The following is a 24,465-nucleotide window of genomic DNA, read 5'->3' as shown; positions in this document are numbered from 1 at the left end:
CATGATGGGCTTTAGTCAAATGATGTTTAGCTGGGCAGCCATAATCCCGATGATTGTCCTTCTTTATTATTTTTTTCGTAAAAAATATACAGAGCAAACAGTAGCATCTACATTGTTTTGGGCGGAGCTGATGCAGGAAACCCGTGTTTCACCCTATTTAAAGCATTTACAAAAAAATGCTTTGCTTTTTTTACAGCTTCTCGCCCTGTTTTTACTTGTTCTAGCATTAATGAATCCTTATATCAAAAAATCAACCATTGTAGGCTCACAAGTGATTTTTATTGTGGATACATCTGCCACAATGCTTGCTGGGAAAGGGCAGTCCACATTTGAAGCACACCGCCAGGACATGCTGGCACTATTACCAGAGCTTCAAGGGAGGCCTGTTACCATTATTACAACAGGTCATACACCACAAAGTATTTTACAGCAAGAAACAAATAGCAAAGTGATTGAACAAGCCATCCAAGCATTGCAAGTCACATATGAAACCGCAGAAATCAATAAAGCACTCGATGTGGCACAAGCATTTATCGGTGAGGCGTTAACGTCTGTTTATATATGGACAGATGCACTGGATAAAAAGCAATTGCCAATAGAAAAAGAGTCGGTGAAATGGATTGTACAAGGGGCAGCAACTGACTTAATCAATATGGCCATTACTCGTTTTGCCGCAACAACGGATGGACAAATGGTGATGGCACTTGTACAACTGCATAATGATACAGAGAAAGAACAAACCGTCAACTTGTTGTTGCATAATGAACAAAAGGAGCAAATAGCACAAGAAACACTGACTATACCGCCAAAGGAAACGGTCATAAAAACGCTGAAAAATTTGCCGTTGACTAATCGACTGACGGCTACAATTGATAGTCAAGATGATTATACGTTGGATAATGAGCAAACCATTTTATTGCAAGCAGCTACGTCCACAATCGTTGTAGATCAAGGCTTGCATCAACTTATTCAAAAAGGCGTTCAAACGGTTGATAGTACAGTGAAATTAATGCCTGCCTCCCAATTAAACGAGTTATCGAATACGACTGTTATCACAAATCAAACGGCTTTATTGCAGCAAATGGACAAGCCAGTTGTATTATTTGGGCGTGATGATGTAGAAAAAGTAGCGGTAAATGGTCATGTAACAACAATAAATGATGCTTTATTTGCCTTTAGTCATTTAAAGGACATTTATGTAGGCGCTATTTATCCCGCTTATCCAAATGCTACAACAATTGCCTCTGTTGGAGATCAACCATTTATTCAGCGCTCTCCACAGGGTGACATCATCGTATTGGCGGATATTGAGGATACTGATTGGCCGTTACACCCGTCTTTCCCTTTATTTTTATGGAGTGTGCATCAACAGCTTTCTACAGAAATGGATTCATTGGGCGTGTTTTCACCAAATGAGCAGCGTGTTGTATCATTAGCACAAGGTGAGTGGAATATTTATTCACAGGAAGATGAATTTCTGTCTGCTATAACGAATGGGTTGTTACTAGCACCGATGAAGCCCGATATATATATGGCACGTTCTACTGGTGAAGAAAAGCCATTCATTGTTCAACTGCAACCACAAGAACGCATGATTGAACAAGGCACTAGCTATACGCTGGGGAAATTGCAGGTACATGATACAGAGCAAGCCACACAAATGTCTATGATGCCATGGTTCATTGTCCTTATAGTACTGATACTTGTTATAGAGTGGGAGGTGCAAAGACGCCGTGGATTTACGAATTGACTTACCAATTGTTTTATTGCTCTTACTACCAACACTTGCTTATTTTTTATGGACATATTGGCGAGAGCGTCAGCGTTTAAAAAAGAGTCATATCGTTGTACTTAGTCTCCGCATACTAGCGGTGAGCTGTTTGATTTTTGCGCTCGCAGGACCTTATCTTTTATTAGCTATTAAAGAAGAACAGGTGGTGTATTTACTAGATCGTTCTGCCTCTATAACAAATGCGGAGGAGGAGATGCTTCAATTTGTTACGGAGAGCCTGCAAGCGAAAAAGGAGCATCAGCTAGCAGGGGTTTATTCATTTTCTACAACACTTCAAGCAGAGGCTATTTTGTCTAAGACATTGAAGGACTTGCCAAAATTTACGACGATGCCGAATACTAATCAAACGAATATAGAGCAAAGCTTACAAGTAGCGACAGGTATCGTTGACCCAAAAAAGGCTACTCGCTTTGTATTGTTGACAGATGGCAATGAAACGAAGGGGGATGTATTGGCATTTGCGACGAAGCTCAAAGGCTCTAATATGTCTGTGGATGTTGTGCCGTTTAGTCAGCCTATTGTCCATGATGTAGCTGTAAAGGGCTTCGAGACACCACAGCTCGCCTATGTAGGTGAGCAACAGCCATTGCAAACAGAAATTATGGCGACAGCCGCTGGTGAGGCAGAGCTATTACTTTATGAAAATGATCAGTTGATTCACCAAGAAACGGTAGAGCTTGTCGCAGGTACGAATTTATTTACATATAAGCATACAGCTACAGCAGAAGGGCTTGTGAAATATGAAGCCGTTGTACAGGTTGGACAAGATGCGATGTATGAAAATAATAAATTGACGAGTGTTACAATGGTGCAAAGTGAGCCACGATTGTTAATTGTCAATGGCTATGATGCAGCTTCACCGATTGCCGCAGCGCTTGGTAGCCAAGCCATTGCCTATGATGTTATTACACCACAGCATTTACCAAATGAACTTTCAAGCTACTTGGACTACAATGCGATTATTTTTGATAATGTGTCAGGACATTTAGTAGGTGAGGCAAAAATGACAGTGATTGAGCAGGCTGTGAAAAATTTCGGTGTTGGCTTTACGATGGTTGGTGGGGAAAATAGCTTTGGCTTAGGTGGTTATTTTAAAACACCAATTGAAACCATACTACCTGTGGAAATGGAAATAAAGAGTAAGGAGCAATTACCATCATTAGGGCTGGTCATTGTACTTGATCGTTCAGGTAGTATGTCTGGCACGAAGATGGAGCTAGCAAAGGAAGCGGCGGCTCGTTCAGTGGAAATGCTTCGTGAAGAGGACACACTTGGCTTTATCGCCTTTGATGACCGACCGTGGGAAATTATTGAAGCAGCGCCACTGAGCGATAAAGAAAAGGCTGTTGATACGATTTTATCTGTGACACCAGGTGGAGGTACGGAAATATATAGCTCACTTGAACTAGCTTATGAAAGCTTAGCCGATTTAAAGCTACAACGCAAACACATTATTTTGCTGACAGACGGACAATCCGCCACAGCAGATTATGAAACCTTATTGGAAGGCGGTAAGGAAGCAGGTGTGACATTATCAACAGTAGCTATTGGAGAAGGGGCAGATGTACAGCTATTAGAGCACTTAAGTAACATAGGGAATGGACGTTTTTATGATGTAGTAGATGAACAAACCATTCCTTCGATATTATCACGTGAGACAGCGATGATTTCTCGAACATATATTGAGGATAATCCATTTTATCCAACTATTTATCAGGCGACTGGCTGGAATCCATTGTTCGCAGAGGGTGTACCGCAAATGAATGCTTACATCGGGACTACAGCGAAGCAAGGAGCTACAGTGATTGCAGAAAGTGAAAAACAAGATCCTGTATTAGCAGGCTGGCAATATGGGCTTGGTAAAACATTTGCTTTTACATCAGATTCGACAGGGAAATGGACAGGTGATTGGGCAAGATGGCAGCAGTGGGGCTCATTTTGGCAAACACTTATTTCGCAAATGTTACCAAGCTATAATGATATTGTCTATGATGTGCGTTTAGAGGCAGATGGTTCTTTCATGATTACAGATCCAACAAATGAAGCAGCATTTTTAGATATTGTCGCTGTGAATGAAGCAGGGGAGCCCCTTGATATCCAACTTGACTCTATCTCTGCCTCACAAGTTCGAGCTGTTGTACAGGCAGAGCCAGGGCTAATCTTTTTCCGTATTGCGGATGAGGAGCAAGCCATTTATCAGGCAGGTTTAACGGTTCCCTATAGTGCGGAATACGAGTTGCGCCCTGTGAATGATACGTTACTCGAGCAGTTAACGACAGCGACAGGTGGGACGATACTGAAAGAACCTGCGGATGTATTCCGTGATTTTACTGCTAAAGGGGTAGAGCGACAAACTATTGCAACATGGCTTGTTTTAACAGCGATGTTATTGTTCTTTATTGATATTACGATTCGTCGCTTTGGCTGGCATCTTGTAATGAAGCCAAAGCAACAAGAGCCGTCTCAGCCTGTTCAAGAGCAAGAGACAAATGTAGCACAATTATTAAAAGGGATGAAAAAGCGCTAGCTAATATTGTAGCGTGACACTTTTTTGGATGCTGCTTGCAATGATAATGCCTAAAAAAGCACCAATGACACTAGAGGTAAGGAAGGCTGGCATAAAGAAGAATGCTGCAACCGTTGTCCCCATAAAGAGCTGTGCATATGGCACGGCAACGAGCGAGGCGATAATGCCTGTGCCAACTATTTCGCCAATGCTTGCAAGCCACATTTTACGTCCATATTTATCTTGCTTCGGCAAGATAAAAGCCCCAGCGGATGTCACGGATTTTGAAGAGGAGCTTTTCGAGCAAGCTCGAAAAAATCCGGACACAATTACGCTAGGGCGTAATTGATAAAATAATGATGCACAGCAAGCACCAATCACACTGCCAGGAATTGCTAGTAATGAGCCCGTGCCTGTCAAAATACGAATGATAGCCGTTGTGAAAGCAATTAGGATGCTAGGGATAGGGCCAAGCAATATGGCACTCACCACATTAATAGCATGTTGTACTGGATAAGCACGAGCCACACCTGTTGGAATAGAGACAAATGTAGAGCCAGCGACAGCAATCGCTACGAGTAAAGCACTGATTGTTAATGTACGAATGGACATGATAGTACGCTCCTTTGTAAATGAATGTGAAGAATGAATAGAAAAAAGCCCACCTCCTTATTTTTACAGGAAGTGGGCTTGTATTTTTGCATAACAAAAAACAAGTTTGCGCCACTTCCCTCCGCTAGTGTGAACTAGATCAGGTTCAAAGGGTCCGTATATGCACATATACGTCTCAGCCTTTTAAAGACTCCCCTAGTGATATCTTTTCTATCATGTCGTATTTTTCTAAAATAGTCAATCCTTATTAAACATCTGGTTGCATAAGATGTGGTGCTTTTTTCATTGTCCAAAGCAGGGCTAGCAAGAAGCAAGCCATTAAAATAATAGCGCCGAATATATAAGGGCTGTTCATATTCCAATCAAACAGTATACCAGCTAGAGCAGGCCCAATCATATTGCCAAGACTCATATAGGCATTGTTTAAGCCAGCCGCAAAGCCTTGTCCTTCACCAGCCAATTTGGAAATGAGCGTATTGACTGCTGGGCGAATAAGCGTCGTAGCTGTTGAGAAAATCGTTGCCACAACTAAAATAAGCGCAAAGCCCGATACAAATAGGATTACATAAATGGCAATGGCTGCTACAAATAAATTAACGAGCACGACTTTCATTTCACCAAAACGATTAAAGAGTGGTGTAATGATAAACATTTGTACTACTACACCAAAAGCACCACCTACAACTAAAATAATGGCAATATCTGTTGGCGTGTAATGGAATTTTTCTGTCACAAACAGCGATAATGTTGTTTGGAAATTAGCAATACCAAACGAGAATACAAGCATAATAATCAGCATCACAAAGTACGGCATATGTATGGATTGTGCCATTTGTTGAGCTAAATTGTCCTGCTTTCGAGCTTGCTGTGTAGTAGCTGGCTTTGTTGATGGTAAGAGGAAAACAGAGAGCACTGCGGCGATAATGGCAGCAATACCTGCAACATAAAATGGAAAATGCAAGCTCACTTTTGCTAAAAAGCCGCCAATACCAGGTCCAATCATAAAGCCGAAGGACATAGCAGCGCCTAGCAAGCCCATTCCTTTCCCACGTTCCTCATAGGTTGTGACATCTGCTACAAAGGCCATAATTGGTGGTGCAATAAAAGCCGAGCCAAGCCCACCTAAAAAACGAGCAACAAAGAGCATCCACACATCAGTTGAGAGACCAAAGCCGATTTGTGCAAGCCCTGTAATGACCAAGCCAATAATAATCAAATTTTTACGTCCATACCGATCAGAAAGATTACCAGCTATTGGGGAAAAGATAAATTGTGCGAAGGCGAATGTGGCAATTAATAAACCAAGCACTTGTCCAGCTGCACCGAATAACTGCAAATATTTGGGCATCACAGGAATAATAATACCGATACTGCCCATCGCGATAAACATATTAAACATTAAAATATATAAAGCCGCCTTATTAGACTTTTGTTGGGGCATTTATAGCCCTCCTTTACTAATCAAATCTTATCTAGTCTAGCATAAGGTGTTCTTTCTTTACATCCGTTAAAAGTCTGAATTATGGAGGAGCTAGTATGTCGAAATGGACATACTAGCCTTACTATTGAAAGGATAATTTCTTTGTCTTCTATTCTATTCTATCTGTTAGTCATCACGTTCCCCCAGTAAATATAAACATTTAGAGGGCTGAGACGTTTTGCTAAAAGAGAATGTTATTGATCAGTTGCTCTTTCACAAATGCACTCGCTTCTTCTAAAATAGCAGCTGCCTTTTTATATTCCTGTGCCTTTAACGCTTCTAATAATAGCGTATTAATTTTATTGGCTCTATAATTTGTGAGACTCGGATTCACCTTCCAAGTTGTGACAGACTTTGTGATAATTCGATCCTTTAAATTGCTGACAATCGTATTCATCACCTCATTATTTGCAACAGCTATAAATGTTTGTATAAAAAGCAGATTATGTTCGATATAACTTCGATAATCATTAGCAGTAGAGGCTGTAATTTGCAAATTTAATAATTCCTCTAAAGCGATTAAATCAAAGGAAATTCCTCTGTCAGATGCGGTATGCAAAATAGTCGATTGAAAGGCATAAATGACTTCCAGTGTATCGATATGCTCTTTATGAGTAATATCTTTGACTAGTATTCCTCGACCATTATATGTAACGGTATAGCCCTCAGACTCCAAACGTGAAAGTGCAGAGCGTATAGGTGTTCTGCTCATATTTAATTCATTCGCAATTTCTGTTTCAGACAGAATAGTTTGTGGCATATAATGACCACTTATTATTTTCTCACGTATTGACGTATAAGCAGTTTGTTCCAAAGTTGTTTTCTTCATAATAAACCCTCTCCGTATATTCATAATTTATTTATTTTAAATTTACACTTGCTTAATATTCAAGCTATATACTACCTGTATACAGATTTTGATGAAGCTATTATAACTATCATAACGCAATCTGTAGGTAAATGTTTATAGTAGGATATCTTTCTAGCATTGGAAAATCGAAAAATTATAGAAAAGAGGAACAAAATGACGAATCATGCAGCTACTTTAAAAAATAACACAGACTTTTTTTATGACAACGAGCGTTTTACTACGGATGAAAGACCATGGCTTGGTACATTACCTGAGTTTACGGGTAAAGACTTTCGATTTGTTGTTTTAGGTGACCGATGTGGTATTGCATTACCAGGTATTTTTGAGAAGGCACTTGAATTAACAAAACAATTAAATCCAAATTTTGTTTTAAGTGTTGGAGACTTGATTGAAGGTTATTGGTCTCAAGAGGAGGAGGCACATGCTGAATGGGAGCAAATGGAGTCTTTATTGCAAGAAATGGAATTACCGTTTTTCTTTACTGTTGGGAATCATGATTATGGGAATGAATTGATGGTAAAGGTATGGCGTGCGAGAAGAGGATTTGAATATTACGCATTCCGTTATGCAAATCATTTATTTTTAGTAGCCAATTCAGAAGAAACGTTAAAAACTATGTCAGCGCAAGATGAAGAAGGCTTTAGAGGTATTGCTAAATTAGCACAGGCGAATCCAGAAAAGGCTGTTGATATTGTTCGTTCGGCATATCGAAATCTGGAGGATGACTCAGAGTTCAATCATACAGCAAACCCTAATTTACTAAGAGCAGATTTATCGGAGGAGCAGTTAAGCTTTTTTGAAAAAGTGCTTGAGGAAAACAAAGATGTTCATTGGACATTTCTTACAATTCATACACCTGCATGGAGAGGAGATAGTCCGCAATTTAAGCAATTAGAAAATTTATTAAGTACACGTAAACATACTATTTTCGCAGGGCATTTGCATCAGCTTGAATTACATGAAAAAGAGGGCGGCAATCGAATTCAAATGGGGCGCACAGGTTCCATACCGCATGGTGAAGGCAAGCATGACTTAAATCATATTATGTTGGTGTCTGCGAAAGAAGGGCATGAACCATCCTTTACAGTAATTGATTTAGATGGCGTTTATGCAATTGAGCATTTTAGAAAAAATAGCAATAACTGACTATAAAATCCTAAAATAAGAAGGAGTAACACTGTGAAAACATCAGTCAATGCATCTAAAAAGCCACGTTTTTTCTATGGATATGTCATTACTTTTTTAGCGATTCTTACATATTGCGCTAAATCGGGGATTCTTTTATATGGAGCTGGCCCTCTTGTCAACGAATTAATAAAGAGCTTTGAGTGGTCGAATACTGAAATCGGTATGGCATTCACTATTAAAGGGTTAGTCGGTATTTTATCACCCCTTGTTGGTATCGCCATCATTAAATGGGGGCCAAGAAATGTTTTATGGTATAGCGGTATTGTAACAACGATTTGTTTTGGTTTAACAGCATATGTCACACAGCCATGGCAATTTGTTTTAACCTATGGCGTAGGTCTTGGAATCGCCATGATTTTTACGCAAAATATAGGCGTCTTTACACTCATTAATAACTGGTGGGAAGCAAAACGAGGAGTAATGACTGGTATAGTCAATGGCGCAGGAGGTGTAGGACAACTATTATTCCTGCCATTGATTACATGGCTATTAGTGATCATGGATTTTAAAGGTGCTATCCTAACGATGACGGTTATTTTATTTGTGATTGGTGTATTACCACAATTTATTTTTATTAAAAATACACCAGAGCAATTAGGGCTTCAAAAGGATGGGGGCATTGTTGGTGTTGAAAAAGCAGTAAAGCCTAAAAAGTATTATTTTAGTCCTGTAGATTGGCATGTGAAAGATGCTATTCGCTCTTTCCCACTATGGTGTATTGTGTTGTCGTGGGGAGCAAGTACATGGGCATTTCTAACATTGACTGTATTTGGCTTTACACATTTAACGAATCAAGGATTTTCAAATACATTTGTCGCTACGGCGATGGGTGCCATGGGGATTATGACGATTATTGGTTCAGTAGGAGCTGGTATGCTGGTTGACCGCTATGGTCCAAGAATCATCTTGATTTCATCTAAAGTGTTACTAGCAATTGGCTATGCACTCTTTATTACAGCTTCAAGCACATATACTTTATGGATGACGATTATCTTTTTAGGAATTGCCACAGGAATGAATACGCCAGCAGTATCAACAATGATTCCTTCTTATTTTGGCAATAAAAACTTTGCGGCTATTCAAGGCTCTGTTATATGGGTATTATCATTCGTTAGTGCAGCAAGCCCACTCGTTTCAGGCTGGTTGGCAGATAAAACAGGTTCTTATACTGCGGCATTTACGGTTACTTTAGTTATTATTTTAGTGGGTGTTGTACTAGCATGGGCAGCGAAACCACCCGCAGTACCGACACATTATGTGGAAAAGAAACAGCCAATCATAGGTGAGGCACTCCCAGAAAGCTAAACTTATAAGATAATGAATAAGGTCTGTTGAGAGAAGCTATTTTCTCAACAGACCTTTTAGATGTTATCGTATACTCATTTTAAACTCTAAAAATAGCTCATTGTATTTGCCTAAATAGTCAGGTCCTAAGTTTTTGTAGACTTCTAATGTATCACGTTGCTCCTCAGATGGATAGAAACGCTCATCAGTTACTACTTCCTCATCCATTAAAGCCATAGCAGCAAGGTTTGGTGTGGAGTAGCCTACATAATCGGCATTTTGTGCACCCGATTCAGCCTTCAACATAAAGTTAATAAAGGCATGGGCACCCTCTAAATTTTTAGATGTTTTGGGAATGACCATATTATCAAACCATAAGTTAGAGCCTTCCTGTGGGACAGCAAAATCTAGTTCCTCATTTTCAGATAGCATATCGGCTGCCTGCCCAGACCATGTTAGGGCAACGGTAGCCTCATTATTAATCATTAATGGTGTAATTTCGTCCCCAATAATGGCTTTAATATTAGGAGCCAATGTAATTAATTTGTCTGTAGCTTGACGTAATTGTTGGTTATCCAATGAATTTAATGAATAACCTAGACTGTTTAAGCCCATACCCATTACTTCACGCGCACCATCTACTAAAAAGACTTTACGTTTTAAAGAAGGGTCCCATAAATCATTCCAAGATGAAAAATCTAAATCCCCAACATAATTAGGGTTGTAAACAATACCAACTGTCCCCCAAAAATAAGGAATCGAGTATTGATTATCTTCGTCGAATGGCAGATCTAAAAAATAGGGATCAATATTTTTTAGATTTGGAATTTTACTTTTATCTAAAGGCAGTAATAGCTTTTCTTCCTTCATTTTTTCAATCATATACTCAGAGGGGATAGCGATATCATAGGCTGTTCCACCTTGTTGAATTTTAGTCATCATCGCCTCATTAGAATCAAAGGTTTCATAAATGACACGCATACCTGTTTCTTTTTCAAATTGCTTGAGCAGGTTGGGGTCAATATATTCACCCCAGTTAAAAATAGTGACAGTATTTTTCCCACTGTTTCCACCACTGGCACTTAGCGTATGTGCTGCATAAAATAATAGAGCGGATACGACAAGGATAGCGATGGTAGCTTGAATTAATTGCTTCATGGTCGCCCCTCCGTTCGTTTACGTGTACGGCTTGTCATGACATAGTAGCCAATCACGACAAGGATTGTCACCAAGAATACAAGACCAGAAATAGCATTGACGGTTAAGGAAATTCCTGCACGGGCCATTGAGTAGATTTCCACGGATAATGTACTAAAGCCATTGCCTGTGACAAAAAATGTAACGGCAAAATCATCCAGTGAATAGGTTAAGGCAAGGAAAAAACCAGCAAAAATTCCTGGTTGAATATACGGTAAAATAACACGCATCATGACATCTTTTTTGGTTGCCCCTAAATCAAGTGCGGCATCGATTAAAGAGCTATTCATTTCTAATAGCTTTGGTAAAACCATTAGCACAACAATGGGTACACTAAAGGCAACATGTGCTAATAACACAGAAACAAAGCCTAATTTGATACCAATCATCGTAAATAAGATTAAAAAGCTCGCCCCAATAATAACGTCTGGGCTGACGATTAAGACATTGTTTAAGGATAATAATGTATTACGCATTTTAGCATCCTTTAAGGACACAATACCGATTGCCCCCAATGTGCCGATAACAGTGGAAATAAAGGCAGACAGCAATGCAACAATAACAGTATTAATTAAAATAACAATCAGTCGTGAATCCTCAAACACAGCCTGATAATGTTCCAATGTAAAGGACTCAAAATTATTCATTGAGCCACCACTGTTAAAGGAATAGAAAATTAGATAAAAGATGGGCGCATATAACACGATGAAAACAAGTGTTAAATAGATTTTCGCTGAAGTAGATAATTTATTCATCGCACACGTCCTCCTTTATCCTTTTGCCCTGTAATCAGCATAATAATGACCATAAATAAAATTAAAAAGACAGCAATTGTGGAGCCCATTCCCCAGTTTTGTGTGACAAGGAATTGTTGCTCGATAGCAGTACCTAATGTAATCACACGGTTTCCTGCAATTAAGCGTGTAATCATGAACAAGGATAATGCAGGAATAAAGACCACTTGAATGCCAGATTTGATCCCGTCCATCGTTAGTGGTAAAACGACACGGCGGAATGTTGTAAAGGAAGATGCTCCTAAATCACGTGAAGCATCTATTAATGTTGGATTTAATCGATCCAATGAATTGAAAATTGGTAAAATCATAAATGGAATAAAAATATAGACAGATACGAAAATAAAGCTAGCGTCTGTAAAAAGCATTTGCTGTGGGTCAAACCCTATTATTTCGATAAAGGCATTAATCGGACCATACAAGCCGAAAATTCCAATAAAGGCATACGTCTTTAACAATAAATTAATCCAAGATGGAATAATAATAAGCAATAACCAAAGCTGTTTATTTTTCGTTTTCGTTAAAAAATAAGCAGTTGGGTAAGAAATTAATAATGTAAAAAACGTAATAAGTAATGCATACCAAAATGAGCTTAATGTCATTTTTAAATAAACAGATGAAAAGAATGCTTGATAATTGCTAAATGTGAAATGACCATGTATATCGAGCAGCGAATAGTACACCACAAGGGCAATAGGTGCAATAACGAAAAAGGCAATCCATAAAAGGTATGGGAATAAGGATGATTTGGCTGTTTTAGCTTGCATCTTCGTCATCTCCATAAGATTCTAAACGTTTATCAAATTCTTCTTCTGTTTCATTTAAACGCATGACATGGATTGCCTCTGAATCAAAGTCTAAGCCGATTTTTGCCCCTACTTCAGCTTTTTTCAATGAATGCACAAGCCACTCATTTCCATCTTTATCATAGGTGGATAGTTCATAATGTACACCACGGAATAACTGTGTATCTACTTTAACAATGAGCTTCCCATTTTCGACAGTTGTCATTTCTAAATCTTCTGGACGAATCACAATATCAATTTTTTCATTGGGCTTCATCCCTTTATCGACACATTCAAATACTTTCCCTGCAAATTCCACTTTGAAATCCTCAATCATCACACCATGCACAATGTTCGACTCTCCAATGAAATCAGCAACAAAGCGGTTAATTGGCTCATCATAAATATCAACAGGTGTGCCAGATTGCTGAATAGTGCCTTCACTTAATACAAAAATTTCATCACTCATAGCAAGTGCTTCTTCTTGGTCGTGTGTAACAAAGACAAAGGTTTTGCCAAGTCGTTGCTGTAGTTCACGTAGCTCATATTGCATTTCCGTACGTAGCTTTAAATCAAGTGCAGAAAGTGGCTCATCTAGTAAAATAACCTCTGGATCATTGACAATGGCACGAGCAATAGCAACACGCTGACGTTGACCACCAGACATTTCAGAAATTTCACGATTGCCATAGCCCTCTAAATTGACGAATTTCAATGCTTCTGCGACACGCTCTTTAATATCGTTTTCAGATAGTTTTTTTATGCGTAGCCCGAATGCCACATTTTCAAAAACATTGAGATGTGGGAAGAGTGCATAATCCTGAAATACGGTGTTGACTTGACGCTCATTCGCAGGCACATTGTTCATCTTTTTATCATGGAAGTAGACATTGCCTGTAGTAGGCTCTGTAAAGCCAGCAATCATACGTAAAATGGTTGTTTTTCCACAGCCTGAAGGACCAAGCAATGTATAAAATTTTCCTTTTTCTAATTCTAAATTGATATTTTTCAGCACAACAGTTCCGTCATTATAAGTTTTAGATACATGTTCAAAGCGGATAATGGTATTTGTCGTCATATGTGCGCCTCCTTATGTTATAAATATGAATTGGTTGCAACGAGTAAAATTTGTGTTTCAGCCGTATGAGCATTAAAAATTTGATGATGGGCTGTTGCTTCAAAATAAAGGGAGTTGCCTTCATTGGCAATATATTGCTCATCACCTAAAACAAGTCGAATACGTCCTCTCACAACATAGATAAATGTTTCCGATAAGGATGGCTCAAATTGCTTAAATGCACCTTCAGCAGCAAACGTTAAAAAGATGGGTTCCATTTCTTTTTCATTCGATGTAGGGATTAACCATTGAATAGCATATTTTTTGTCTTCATCTGCAAAAGTAGATTGGTCCTCTTTTGTATAGACTACTTTTTGTTCAAGTTTATCGTCATCGAAAAAATCTTTTGGCGTGGAGCCTAATACTTCTAGCAATGAAAATAAAGTTTCAATGGAAGGTGAATTGAGGTCACGTTCCAATTGAGAAATATAGCCTTTACTTAAATCAGTACGTTCACCAAGTTCCTCTTGGGTAAGACCTTTTTTTAAACGAAGCGCTTTGATTTTTGCTCCAATTTGCATCTTGTCCCTCCTAGAAGAAGTTTAGCAATCATAAACTTCTGAAATAGAAAGTTTATGATTGCTAAACTTAAAGTTTACTAAAACCATTACAATTATACAAAATAATAATGAATTTGCAATGCTTTTCAATTTAATTTTTTGTAAAAAAGCCAACACTAAAATCTATACTTGTCATTTGTTTGTATAGTAATTCCAGCATATATTTTTTGTACCGAAAGCTTCCATCTATAACAGCATAAAAACGGTAAGCTATTATAGGATTTGACGAAATTTTGTCGGAGTTTGTTAAATGACAAAAAGAACGAAGCTAACTTATTTGAAAAACAGGAATGACTTTGTTATTGTAGAAGACGGGTTCGCATGAGCAGATAAAGTGAATCTTCAATCAATGAGGCTCTTCACTCTTATTGATTGGTAGTTTCACCAATCGGGATTTACAAGCTGTTGATTCCCACTTAAACAGTTTTGTTTTACCTCATGTGTCGAAGTGGGAATTTTACAGCCTGTTAATACGGGATAAACTTATATATTACATACTATTCGGAGGGATTTACAATGGCAGAACGCATGGTAGGCAAACTAGCACCTGACTTTACAATGGAGGCAGTACTTGCAGACAAATCATTTGGCAAAGTATCTTTAGAAGAATTAAAAGCACAAGATAAATGGACAGTTCTTTTCTTCTATCCAATGGACTTCACTTTCGTATGTCCAACAGAAATCACAGCAATGAGCGATCGTTATGATGAGTTCGAAGATTTAGATGCAGAAGTAATCGGTGTTTCTACTGATACAATCCACACACACTTAGCTTGGATTAACACAGAGCGCACGAAAAATGGTCTTGGCGAATTAAAATACCCATTAGCAGCAGATACAAATCACCAAGTATCAAGAGAATATGGCGTATTAATCGAAGAAGAAGGTATCGCATTACGTGGTTTATTCATCATCAATCCAGAAGGCGAATTAAAATACCAAACTGTATTTGATAACAATATCGGTCGTGATGTAGATGAAACATTACGTGTACTTCAAGCATTACAAACGGGTGGTCTTTGCCCAGCAAACTGGCGTCCAGGTCAAGCAACTCTATAATTTAGAGTGCTATGAAATCTCCACGATTCATTTGTGGAGATTTTCTACTGAAAGGGAGGATTTTGACATGAAATTACGTGAACAAATGCCTGAGCTTGCAGGTGCAACAACATGGTTAAATGGTGAGGTAACGAAGGCAGATTTAGTTGGAGAAAAGCCAACATTAATTCATTTTTGGTCTGTAAGCTGCTATCTTTGTAAAGAGGCAATGCCAGATATCAACAATTTCCGTGACCAATACAAAGACGAGTTAAATGTAGTGGCGGTGCATATGCCACGCTCAGAAGAAGATACAAATTTAGAAACGATTAAAGCAGTGGCAGCAGAGCATGATATTACACAGCCAATTTTTGTTGATAGCGAATTGAAATTAACAGATGCATTTGAAAACCAATATGTACCTGCTTATTTCGTATTTGATAAAGACGGTCAGCTTCGTCATATGCAAGCTGGTGGTAGCGGTATGAAAATGCTAGAAAAACGTGTGAATCGTGTACTTGACGAAATGCGTAATGCATAATCAATAGCAGTAACGAAAGGCGAGGATGCTTATTTTCCTCGCCTTTTTGCTTGCTGTGAATATAAGTGATGGATAGAGTGGCTGAATTGACGGATAGAACGTTCAAAGTGATGGATAGAATTCTCAAAGTGACGGATAGCACTAGAGAAGTATTGGTGATAAATTGCCTTTTTTATTTTGGGAGTTTGAAAAAAATACTGTCTTTTATATCATGATGCGCAGATTTTTGAACACGCTAAAAAGAGTAAAAAATAAAATGAAAATCTGCATAGTTTATATAAAAGATGGTATTATCGAAATTTTCTAATAAATCATTGAAAAGTTCAATATTTTTAGTGTTTTTTCATTTGAAATGTCTCTAGTGCTTGTTCTAACCTCTCTTGTAAAGTAGGACTATCTTGTAACCTTCACTTTCGGCATAAATGTTCCTCGGTTGGTGTTTTTTTAAATATCTAAAATTTCTTCTTTACTTAAATGCTTAGAATCACTCATAATTTTGCCTCTATTCATTTTTTCCTAATGTATCATTTTTATGAATTTTTACAATTTTGATTAGCTACACTGAGACTTAAAGCGACAGGAATGTGGAAAAGATTTATAATGATAGATGGAGGGATTTTTATGATGAAAAAAGAATTTGCCGTCATCGGATTAGGGCGTTTTGGTGGCAGTATTGTACGTGAACTCATGAATCAAGGGGCACAAGTAATGGCGATAGACCGTTCAACTGAGCGTGTAGATGAATTTGCTACGATTGCGACACAGGCAGTTGCTGCAGATTCGACAGATGAATCGGTGTTAAATTCATTAGGTATCCGCAATTTTGAGCATGTGATTGTAGCCATTGGTGAAAATATTCAAGCTAGTATTTTAACGACCATTATTTTAAAAGAAATTGGTGTACAGCAAATTACCGTTAAGGCACAAAATGATTATCATGAAAAGGTACTACGCAAAATTGGAGCCGACTTTGTTGTGCATCCTGAGCGAGATATGGGCATTCGGATTGCCAATAATATGCTATCGAATACAGTGCTTGATTATTTAGAGCTTTCAGATGAGCATTCGATTATGGAGATTAAAGCGAATGATGTGATTGCAGGCTATTCCATTATTGATTTAGATATTCGTGCGAAATACGGGATTAATATTGTAGGTATTAAACGAGGCGCAGACATTATTGTGTCACCACAGGCAAGTGAACGCATTTTATTAGGCGATATTATGCTAGTGATTGGAGCCGATGTTGATATTAATCGCTTTGTGAAAAAGGCGATGAATGACTAAGATGACGAAACGTAGATGGAGATTATTGATTTTTGCCGCCATCATATTGATCATTGGCTTTACAATGCAGCAACGTGAAAAAAGTGCAGAAGATGCGATTGCTGCTATTTTAGATAATGCCGTCAAACGCGATGGACTTGAGCTATCTCAAGGAGAGCAAGTTTTAGCTAACTTAACCGGTAATGAAGCGGTAACTTATATGGAAGCTTATCCATTAAGCCATATCAAAACCTTAAATAAAAAGGAACGAGCAATTTTTGAAGAAAAACCAGCCTATCATCTTGTCTATTTGATAGAGGGAAAACCTTTATATGAGGTGGATGTGCTACGAGTAGCCATTAACTCTGAATTAGAGGGTGAATTAAAGGACATGGTTTTTACTATGAATGAACAGCAATATGTTTTATATTGGGCGAAGCAAAAGAAAGTATTAGAGCAGTCAAGCAATACGCAAAAATTACTCGAGCAATATGTAAAATAAAAGAGTTGGTAGGGCTAGGAAAAGTAGCTATACTAGCTCTTTTATTTAGGAGGTATGTACATATGTTGATTAGAAAAGCTAGCAGTGAAGATGCCAGTGTGAGGCGGGTTACTTGTGTAGAGAGTTGGCTATTACAGGAATGAAAAGTTGAACCTCATCTTGAGCATGACCTTTGATGATATTTTAGTTAGGACTGTGAGAAAGTTAGATTTTATTTAACTTTCTCACAGTCCTTTTCATTTTGTTGGACCTTCATATGAAAATTTTAAAAATCAATTGACAAGTAAGTTTAGTAATATTATTATGTATATAAGTTTACTTGGTTTTGAAATTTCATATTCTGTAGCTGACTGGAAAACTAGAGGCCCTTAAGTGATTTTTACTTAAGGGTCTTTGCGTTGTTATTCAAGCGTATATGGGGTGATTATTGACTGTCTTCTAATGTACAAAAAGGAGGAGCTATATTGAGTAAAGATGCATTAGTTATTGAAAATTTAAACAAGGTTTTTGCAACACCTAATGAACAAGTCGTTGCATTAAAAAATGTAGAGTTAACTGTTGAACAAGGAGAGTTTTTAACTATTATTGGCCCCAGTGGATGCGGTAAAAGTACATTATTAAAAATAATTGCAGGGTTGGATGTTGATTATACAGGGAAAGTGGAGCTCAATGGTCAGGTTATCAATGGACCGAGTTTGGAAAAGGGATTTATTTTTCAAGAGCCACGCCTGTTTCCTTGGCTAACGGTTGAAAAGAATATTGCAGGAGATCAATCACTAAGAGATCCAAATATTAAGCAGCAAGTAACAGAGCTTATTAAACTCGTAAAGTTAGAAGGTTTTGAAAAGGCATATCCTCGTGAATTATCAGGAGGGATGGCACAGCGGGTATCCATTGCACGAGCATTGTTACGGAATCCAGCGATTTTATTATTAGATGAACCCTTTGGCGCATTAGACGCCTTTACACGCTCGCATATGCAGGAGGTACTATTAAATATTTGGCAGACGAATAAAACAACGATGATTTTCGTTACACATGATCTTGATGAAGCCGTATTTTTAGGTCAACGTGTTGTGATTATGAACCCGAGACCAGGTCATATTAAATCCGTTTTACCAATTGATTTATCGTTTCCACGCAAACGTTCCTCACTTGGATTCCAAGAAATGCGTCGAGCTGTGTTAAATGAATTTGAAAAAGTAGAGGAAGAGACATATACCGTTGGAGCAGGTATATAGATAATGACAATCCCTAAAAAAAGGAGAACAAACGATGAAAAATTTTTCAAAGATACTAATACTATTGGCACTTATTTTTGCTATTTTAACAGGCTGTGCACAGAATCAAGCTTCAACCACATCAACAGATGATACTTCAAGCAAAAAATCCGCTAAAGATATTGTCGTGAGAATTGGAGTACAAGGTAGTGGTGGATTATTTGGTAAAGCACGAGAAGAACAAACATTTGAGAAGGCATTTGAACAATATGGAGCAAAAGTAGAATGGGTGGAATTTCAAAGTGGGCCACCAATGACAGAGGCGATTGCTGCTAATAAATTAGATTTTGCAGGTTTAGGCAATATGCCCGTTATTACAGCACAGGCTGCAAATATTCCGTTTACGATTATTTCCCAAACTTTAGCTGGAAATAAAAATGTTGGAATTGTTGTAAATTATGAAAGCACGATTCAATCATTACAAGATTTAAAGGGAAAAAAAGTAGCAGTAGGTAAAGGAACGAATGCTTATGATTTTCTTTTACGTGCATTAGCAAAGGAAAATATTGCAGTAGAAGATATTGAGCTAATTAATTTAAATTCTGATGAAGGGCAAGCTGCATTTGATTCCAAAGGTGTTGATGCATGGGCAATATGGGAGCCGTATTTAACGATTAATACATTATCACAAAAGGGACGTATCATTGCAGACGGTGAATTAATTGGATTATTATCACCTTCTTATAATATTGTACGTACAAAATTTGCAGAAGAACATGAAGAACTTGTTGTCACTTATTTAAAAACATTAAATGAGTTGCTGGCATGGGAGTCGGCTAATGAAAAAGAAGCAGTAGAGCGTTATGCCAAGGAGCGTAATTTGCCAGTAGCTTTAATAGAAGAAACGCGTAAACGTGCATCACAAATTAATATTCCAGTAAAAGATGAAATTATTCAAGAACATCAAAAAACAGCTGATTTTCAATACGAAATTGGTACAATTCGTCAAAAAATTGATGTCACAAAAGTATTTGATAATCGCTATATTGAAAAAGCATTACAGTAAAGAATAGTAGGATAGGAGGGGATTTAATGGTATCTCTTACAAATAAGGCAGTGCAGGCTAAGTCAAACAGTAAATCAGTTCGCTTTCATCGCGAGTATTGGCGAAAAGTAGCACTGGGCTCGTTATTACCTGTGTTATTAATCATTGTTTGGGAGGTGGCAGGGCGTAATGGACTATTAAATCCTTTATTATTGCCCACACCATCTATCATAATCAATGAATTCATTTATTTATGGCAGCATGGTCACTTACTTAGTCATTTACAGATTTCCGTATGGCGAGCATTAGCAGGCTTTACTATTGGTGGAGGCCTTGGTTTACTGTTCGGAGTGTTAGTAGGGTTTTCTTATAAAACACAAAAATTACTAGACCCAACTTTTCAGATGCTGAGAATGTTACCACATTTAGCAGTAGCACCCCTGTTTATTTTATGGTTTGGGTTTGATGAAACATCTAAGTTATTGTTGATTGCTAAAGGTTCATTTTTTCCTCTTTATGTAAATACATTTTTAGGCATTCGTTCATTAGATGCTAAATTGTTTGAGGTAGCAAAAGTACTTCAATTTAAAAAATGGGATTTACTAACGAAACTAATTATTCCATCAGCATTGCCACATATCTTTTTAGGAATTCGCTTGTCACTTGGTATTGCATGGGTTGGCTTAGTGGTTGCTGAAATGATGGGCTCTACTGAAGGAATCGGTTTTTTAATTAATGATGCAAGGTCCATGTCCATTGTTGCGACAGTCTTTGCAGGTATTATTATTTTTGCGATATTAGGCAAGCTGTCAGATGCACTTGTTTTAGCGATTGAACGAAAAAGTCTACGCTGGCATAACAATTTTACAGGGCGGTGATGAAATGATCCTTACGTCTAAAAATATAGTACAAACAAAAAAGAAGTGGAATTTGTCTGTGATTTTATCTCCGTGGCTTGTGCCATTAGCGATTGTGGGGATTTGGCAAATTATCAGTAGCTTAAAGCTAGTAGCCCAACATATTTTACCCGCACCAACTCAAATAATCGCTACATTTTGGCTACTCCTATCCAATGGTGACTTATTGAATCATTTAATAGTAAGTGGTGAGCGTGTATTAGTGGGATTTTTACTAGGGGCTTCTGTAGGTATCGTGCTTGGGATTGTTACAGGCTTTAGTAAACTATTGCAAGAAATTGTTGATCCATCTCTTCAAATGCTTAGAACTGTACCATTATTGGCATTAATTCCATTGTTTATTTTATGGTTTGGTGTTGGCGAGTTTGGGAAAGTGCTAATGATTGCCTTAGGTGCATTTTTCCCTGTATATGTAAATGTATTTTTAGGTATACGATTAGTGAATATACAATTATATGAGGTAACAGGATTATTACAATATTCATTTAAAAAACGTTTAACAACATTAATTATTCCATCTGCCATGCCAAATATTTTACTTGGTATTCGATTGGCATTAGGTGCATCATGGCTTGTGTTAGTTGTGAGTGAGATGATGGGCACAAGCGCAGGAATAGGTTATATGATTCAAGATGCCAGAGCATATTCACAAACAGATATTGTCTTTGTAGGATTAGTGATGTTTGCTTTATTAGGTAAATTATCAGATTCATTTGTCTATACAATTGAACGACGAGTTTTAAAATGGCAGGATACTTTTAAAGGATAAGAGGGGTAGAATATGGGAAAAAGACAAGACAAACTTCGATTAGGGGCATTTATCTACTACAGTGGACATCATAGTGCTAGCTGGCGTCATCCGTTAGCAAATGGGAAAGATATTTTTTCAGTGGATTATTATATAAAAGCGGCTCAAATAGCTGAGCGAGGAAAATTCGATATGATGTTCTTAGCGGATTATCTTTATCTTGCAGGTGTCGAACATACGGCTGCTGGTATGCTTGACCCTGTCACACTATTATCAGCTATTGCTACACACACTTCGAAATTAGGGTTAACCGCTACTGGCTCAACAACATATAATGAGCCGTTCCATCTTGCACGTCGCTATGCCACACTTGATCATATTAGTAATGGTCGTGCAGCTTGGAATATTGTCACTTCACAGCATGATATTGAGGCACAAAATTTCGGACGACAGCAGCATCCAGAGCATGGTTTACGCTATCAAATGGCAGAAGAATATGTAGATTTAACGAGAGAGCTTTGGGATAGCTGGCATGATGATGCACTTGTCAATGATAAAGAAAATAGCATTTTTACACAGCCTGGTGCAGTACGCGAAATTCATTATGAAGGACAATGGTATAGCTCAAGGGGGCCATTAAATGTTCCTAGACCACCTCAAGGCTACCCTGTATTAGTAGTAGCTGGTGCTTCCAAAGCTGGCATTGACTTCGCAGCGAAAACAGGAGAAGTTGTTTTCACAGCACAGCAATCATTAGAAGGGGCTAAAGCCTTTTATCAAGCGATTCATGAACAATTGGAGAAAGAGGGGCGTCATAAAGATAGCATTAAAATTATGCCAGGGATTTCACCAGTTCTTGCATCTACTGAGGAGGAAGCATGGGCAAAATACGAAGAATTAAACGCATTAGTTTCAGAGGAAGATGCGGTGGCGGCGGTATCTCATTTTTTAAAGTATGATTTATCCGCCTATCCTGCAAATGGTCCATTACCAGAGTTGCCAGATTTAGCTGGTGCTTCCAATGCAATGAAAAGTCGTATTCAGCTATTTATTGATACAGCACATGCTGAAAAATTAACGATTGTAGAATTAGGTAGAAAAATGCATGGTGCGCGTGGACATTTGGAGTTTGTCGGCACACCTGAGCAGTTTGCAGACTTGGTTGAACAATGGTTCAATGAATATGCATGTGATGGCTTTAATATTATGCCACCTATATTGCCAGCAGATTTAGAGACTTTTGTCGAGTTAGCGATTCCAGTACTACAAGAACGTGGACTATTTCGTAAAGAATATGAAGGAACGACATTGCGTGAGCATTTAGGATTAGAGCGCCCAGCACCAGCACATTTTAAGAAGGGGCAAGTCGTTTAATATATAGGAGGGTAGCATAAAAGGATGGTCTGCTACAGTGACTATCCTTTTTATGATTGGATAGCAAATAACATGAGTTGCTAGTATGAAGAAGAAATCCGTTTATCGCTTCGTAAATAAATAACAAGCCAGCGATTGTCGCCAGCTTGTTATCAATGAAAATTATTGAAAATATCGTGTGACTTCATCAAGATGCTGAATAGAAAAAATATTCATAAGGATAATAGGATGCCAAATTCCAATTGATTACATTATATTTTCTTAAAGGGAAGTTAATAAAAACAGCCAACCTTAGCATGAAGGCTGGCTGTTACTATTATGATTGTTGTGGTTTCCCTGCTGCCATTAATGTTTTACTGCCTAGTAAGAAAAAGGCTTGGATAAATAATAGTAGCCCAGTAGCAATCAATAGCCATTCAATAGCGATGATATCAGCGATTGGACCAAAAATGAGCATTCCTAAAGGCATCATAGAAGTAGCAATCATGCTCATTATACCAAATACTCGTCCTAAGTAATCGCCCTCTATTTTTTCTTGTAATAATACAGTGGCTGGTGTATTAAAAATTGGCATAGCGACACCTGTCACACCCATGATTGCAAGGTAGAGCCAAAAATTAGGGATAATGCCAAGCGCCAATGTACAAAGACCAAATAAGATGGCGGATAATGTCATCGTATGCACTTTATTTTTAAAGCCACCCCATGTAGCAATACCAATTCCACCGATTAACATGCCGACCGCAAAGGCGATTTCGATAGCAGTTAAACGCCAAACATCATTACCAAAGCTACGTGTGACCTGCAATGGCGTTAAAAAAGCGGCAGGGGCTGCAAGTAGCATGAAAAAGGCGAAAAATAGAAACATTTGCTTTAAGAAAGCATGTTCTTTAATATAGATAAACCCTTGTTTCATGTCGGCAAAATAGCTTGTTGTTTGTGGTTGTGCTGCTTTTGCATGTGCAGGGATATGCAAAAATAGTAAAAAAATCGCAATGGCAATAGCGGCTGTAATGACATCAATAAAGAAAATAGATTCGATGGAAGCCATTGTCAGCAATGCACCACTTGCCATTGGTGCCAAAATCATAATAAAAGCTTGAATACTGCTGTTTGCACCATTGACCTTCATTAGATGCTCCTCAGGTACAAACTGGGGTAAAATCGCTCCTACTGCGGGTGTTTGGATACCTGCACCAACCGCCCGAATAGCGGATATAGCAAATAGTAACCAAAGCTCGTCATAGCCTATTAAAAATAAAATCGCTAAAATAAGCGTCGAAAAGGCAATCATACCATCAGCTAAAATAATGAGCCATTTGCGATTATAGCGATCTGCCCATACACCTGCAATCGGTGCTAAGAAGAAGGTTGGCACGAAGCCACAAATAATCGCAACAGTCATCATCATACCTGACTGTGTTGTGAGTGTAATATACCAAGTAATCGCATATTGCACGAGTGCAGAGCCAAACAGTGAGATGGTTTGACTGCTTAAAAAAAGTATCGTATTCCGTTTCCAATGTTCCAATATATCGTCATCCCTTTCTAACAGTAGTGCCTGTGTGGAAAGATGGAAGACCATGAAAAAAGAGGGGAGTAGAAGCCCCTCTTTTCCTGTATTCCTA

At 38.1% G+C, this 24,465-nt stretch carries 22 protein-coding genes and 1 riboswitch; of the genes, 13 read left to right on the top strand and 9 right to left on the bottom strand.

Going from position 1 to position 24,465, the window contains the following annotated elements; translation table 11 throughout:
* Window position 1 precedes the first annotated feature (1 nt).
* Complete coding sequence (locus tag OPF91_RS03890) at window positions 2-1,750, top strand: vWA domain-containing protein (RefSeq protein ID WP_264987372.1); 1,749 nt, start codon at window positions 2-4, stop codon at window positions 1,748-1,750.
* Window positions 1,734-4,319 (top strand): VWA domain-containing protein, encoded by a 2,586-nt coding sequence (locus tag OPF91_RS03885; RefSeq protein WP_264987371.1) that lies wholly within the window; start codon window positions 1,734-1,736, stop codon window positions 4,317-4,319. Before OPF91_RS03890 ends, OPF91_RS03885 begins: the two co-directional genes overlap by 17 nt.
* Here the strand turns inward: OPF91_RS03885 and thiW are convergent, their stop codons facing one another.
* The 3 genes from thiW to OPF91_RS03870 all read right to left on the bottom strand — a co-directional run bounded on the left by thiW (window position 4,320) and on the right by OPF91_RS03870 (window position 7,219).
* A complete protein-coding gene (gene thiW / locus OPF91_RS03880) occupies window positions 4,320-4,910 on the bottom strand; it encodes an energy coupling factor transporter S component ThiW (RefSeq protein ID WP_264987370.1) in 591 nt (196 codons plus the stop codon).
* A 99-nt stretch (window positions 4,911-5,009) separates the two neighbouring features.
* Window positions 5,010-5,117, bottom strand: a riboswitch (TPP riboswitch).
* Between the two features lie 40 nt (window positions 5,118-5,157).
* Window positions 5,158-6,351, bottom strand: a complete 1,194-nt coding sequence (locus OPF91_RS03875) for an MFS transporter (RefSeq protein ID WP_264987369.1) — start codon at window positions 6,349-6,351, stop codon at window positions 5,158-5,160.
* A gap of 220 nt (window positions 6,352-6,571) precedes the next feature.
* A complete protein-coding gene (locus OPF91_RS03870; RefSeq protein ID WP_264987367.1) occupies window positions 6,572-7,219 on the bottom strand; it encodes a GntR family transcriptional regulator in 648 nt (215 codons plus the stop codon).
* Window positions 7,220-7,414: 195 nt separating this feature from the next.
* Between OPF91_RS03870 and OPF91_RS03865 the strand changes: the two genes are divergently transcribed.
* Together OPF91_RS03865 and OPF91_RS03860 are read left to right on the top strand one after the other, a co-directional pair.
* Window positions 7,415-8,407, top strand: a complete 993-nt coding sequence (locus tag OPF91_RS03865; RefSeq protein WP_264987366.1) for a metallophosphoesterase family protein — start codon at window positions 7,415-7,417, stop codon at window positions 8,405-8,407.
* 33 nt (window positions 8,408-8,440) lie between these two features.
* A complete protein-coding gene (locus OPF91_RS03860; RefSeq protein WP_264987365.1) occupies window positions 8,441-9,754 on the top strand; it encodes an MFS transporter in 1,314 nt (437 codons plus the stop codon).
* Between the two features lie 63 nt (window positions 9,755-9,817).
* Here the strand turns inward: OPF91_RS03860 and OPF91_RS03855 are convergent, their stop codons facing one another.
* The 5 genes from OPF91_RS03855 to OPF91_RS03835 are packed head-to-tail and all read right to left on the bottom strand — an operon-like array spanning window position 9,818 to window position 14,147.
* Entirely contained in the window at window positions 9,818-10,891 is a 1,074-nt protein-coding gene (locus OPF91_RS03855; RefSeq protein ID WP_264987364.1) for an ABC transporter substrate-binding protein, read from the bottom strand.
* Window positions 10,888-11,685: an ABC transporter permease gene (locus OPF91_RS03850; RefSeq protein ID WP_264987363.1), complete on the bottom strand. Its 798-nt coding sequence runs from the start codon at window positions 11,683-11,685 to the stop codon at window positions 10,888-10,890. Before OPF91_RS03850 ends, OPF91_RS03855 begins: the two co-directional genes overlap by 4 nt.
* Complete coding sequence (locus tag OPF91_RS03845; RefSeq protein ID WP_264987362.1) at window positions 11,682-12,491, bottom strand: ABC transporter permease; 810 nt, start codon at window positions 12,489-12,491, stop codon at window positions 11,682-11,684. The genes OPF91_RS03850 and OPF91_RS03845 overlap by 4 nt, the downstream gene beginning before the upstream one ends.
* Window positions 12,481-13,587 (bottom strand): ABC transporter ATP-binding protein, encoded by a 1,107-nt coding sequence (locus OPF91_RS03840; protein ID WP_264987361.1) that lies wholly within the window; start codon window positions 13,585-13,587, stop codon window positions 12,481-12,483. The genes OPF91_RS03845 and OPF91_RS03840 overlap by 11 nt, the downstream gene beginning before the upstream one ends.
* A gap of 17 nt (window positions 13,588-13,604) precedes the next feature.
* On the bottom strand, window positions 13,605-14,147 hold the full coding sequence (locus tag OPF91_RS03835; protein WP_264987360.1) for a helix-turn-helix domain-containing protein: 543 nt from the start codon (window positions 14,145-14,147) through the stop codon (window positions 13,605-13,607).
* 555 nt (window positions 14,148-14,702) lie between these two features.
* Between OPF91_RS03835 and OPF91_RS03830 the strand changes: the two genes are divergently transcribed.
* From OPF91_RS03830 to OPF91_RS03790, 9 genes are all read left to right on the top strand, one after another.
* Window positions 14,703-15,245 (top strand): peroxiredoxin, encoded by a 543-nt coding sequence (locus tag OPF91_RS03830; RefSeq protein ID WP_264987359.1) that lies wholly within the window; start codon window positions 14,703-14,705, stop codon window positions 15,243-15,245.
* Window positions 15,246-15,312: 67 nt separating this feature from the next.
* On the top strand, window positions 15,313-15,765 hold the full coding sequence (locus OPF91_RS03825) for a TlpA family protein disulfide reductase (RefSeq protein ID WP_264987358.1): 453 nt from the start codon (window positions 15,313-15,315) through the stop codon (window positions 15,763-15,765).
* Window positions 15,766-16,389: 624 nt separating this feature from the next.
* The gene (locus OPF91_RS03820; protein ID WP_264987872.1) at window positions 16,390-17,052 is read left to right on the top strand and encodes a potassium channel family protein; all 663 of its coding nucleotides are present in this window, start codon (window positions 16,390-16,392) and stop codon (window positions 17,050-17,052) included.
* A 1-nt stretch (window position 17,053) separates the two neighbouring features.
* Window positions 17,054-17,533, top strand: a complete 480-nt coding sequence (locus OPF91_RS03815; protein WP_264987357.1) for a hypothetical protein — start codon at window positions 17,054-17,056, stop codon at window positions 17,531-17,533.
* Between the two features lie 464 nt (window positions 17,534-17,997).
* Window positions 17,998-18,774 (top strand): ABC transporter ATP-binding protein, encoded by a 777-nt coding sequence (locus OPF91_RS03810; RefSeq protein WP_264987356.1) that lies wholly within the window; start codon window positions 17,998-18,000, stop codon window positions 18,772-18,774.
* 34 nt (window positions 18,775-18,808) lie between these two features.
* Entirely contained in the window at window positions 18,809-19,819 is a 1,011-nt protein-coding gene (locus OPF91_RS03805) for an aliphatic sulfonate ABC transporter substrate-binding protein (RefSeq protein ID WP_264987355.1), read from the top strand.
* 26 nt (window positions 19,820-19,845) lie between these two features.
* Window positions 19,846-20,676 (top strand): ABC transporter permease, encoded by an 831-nt coding sequence (locus tag OPF91_RS03800; RefSeq protein ID WP_264987354.1) that lies wholly within the window; start codon window positions 19,846-19,848, stop codon window positions 20,674-20,676.
* Between the two features lie 4 nt (window positions 20,677-20,680).
* Window positions 20,681-21,484 carry an ABC transporter permease gene (locus tag OPF91_RS03795; RefSeq protein ID WP_264987353.1) on the top strand — a complete coding sequence of 268 codons (804 nt, stop codon included), beginning with the start codon at window positions 20,681-20,683 and terminating at the stop codon, window positions 21,482-21,484.
* 12 nt (window positions 21,485-21,496) lie between these two features.
* Window positions 21,497-22,837 carry an LLM class flavin-dependent oxidoreductase gene (locus OPF91_RS03790; RefSeq protein WP_264987352.1) on the top strand — a complete coding sequence of 447 codons (1,341 nt, stop codon included), beginning with the start codon at window positions 21,497-21,499 and terminating at the stop codon, window positions 22,835-22,837.
* A gap of 316 nt (window positions 22,838-23,153) precedes the next feature.
* On the opposite strand, the gene OPF91_RS03785 is transcribed toward OPF91_RS03790, so the two are convergent.
* Window positions 23,154-24,368, bottom strand: coding sequence for an MFS transporter (locus OPF91_RS03785; protein ID WP_264987351.1), 1,215 nt, complete (start codon window positions 24,366-24,368; stop codon window positions 23,154-23,156).
* Window positions 24,369-24,465: the final 97 nt, after the last annotated feature.

Origin of the sequence: Lysinibacillus piscis (assembly GCF_026012395.1) — a bacterium.
Lineage (GTDB): Bacteria > Bacillota > Bacilli > Bacillales_A > Planococcaceae > Lysinibacillus > Lysinibacillus piscis.
The sequence above is the reverse complement of the archived record's forward strand: the minus strand, read 5'-3'. Positions and strand labels throughout refer to the sequence as shown.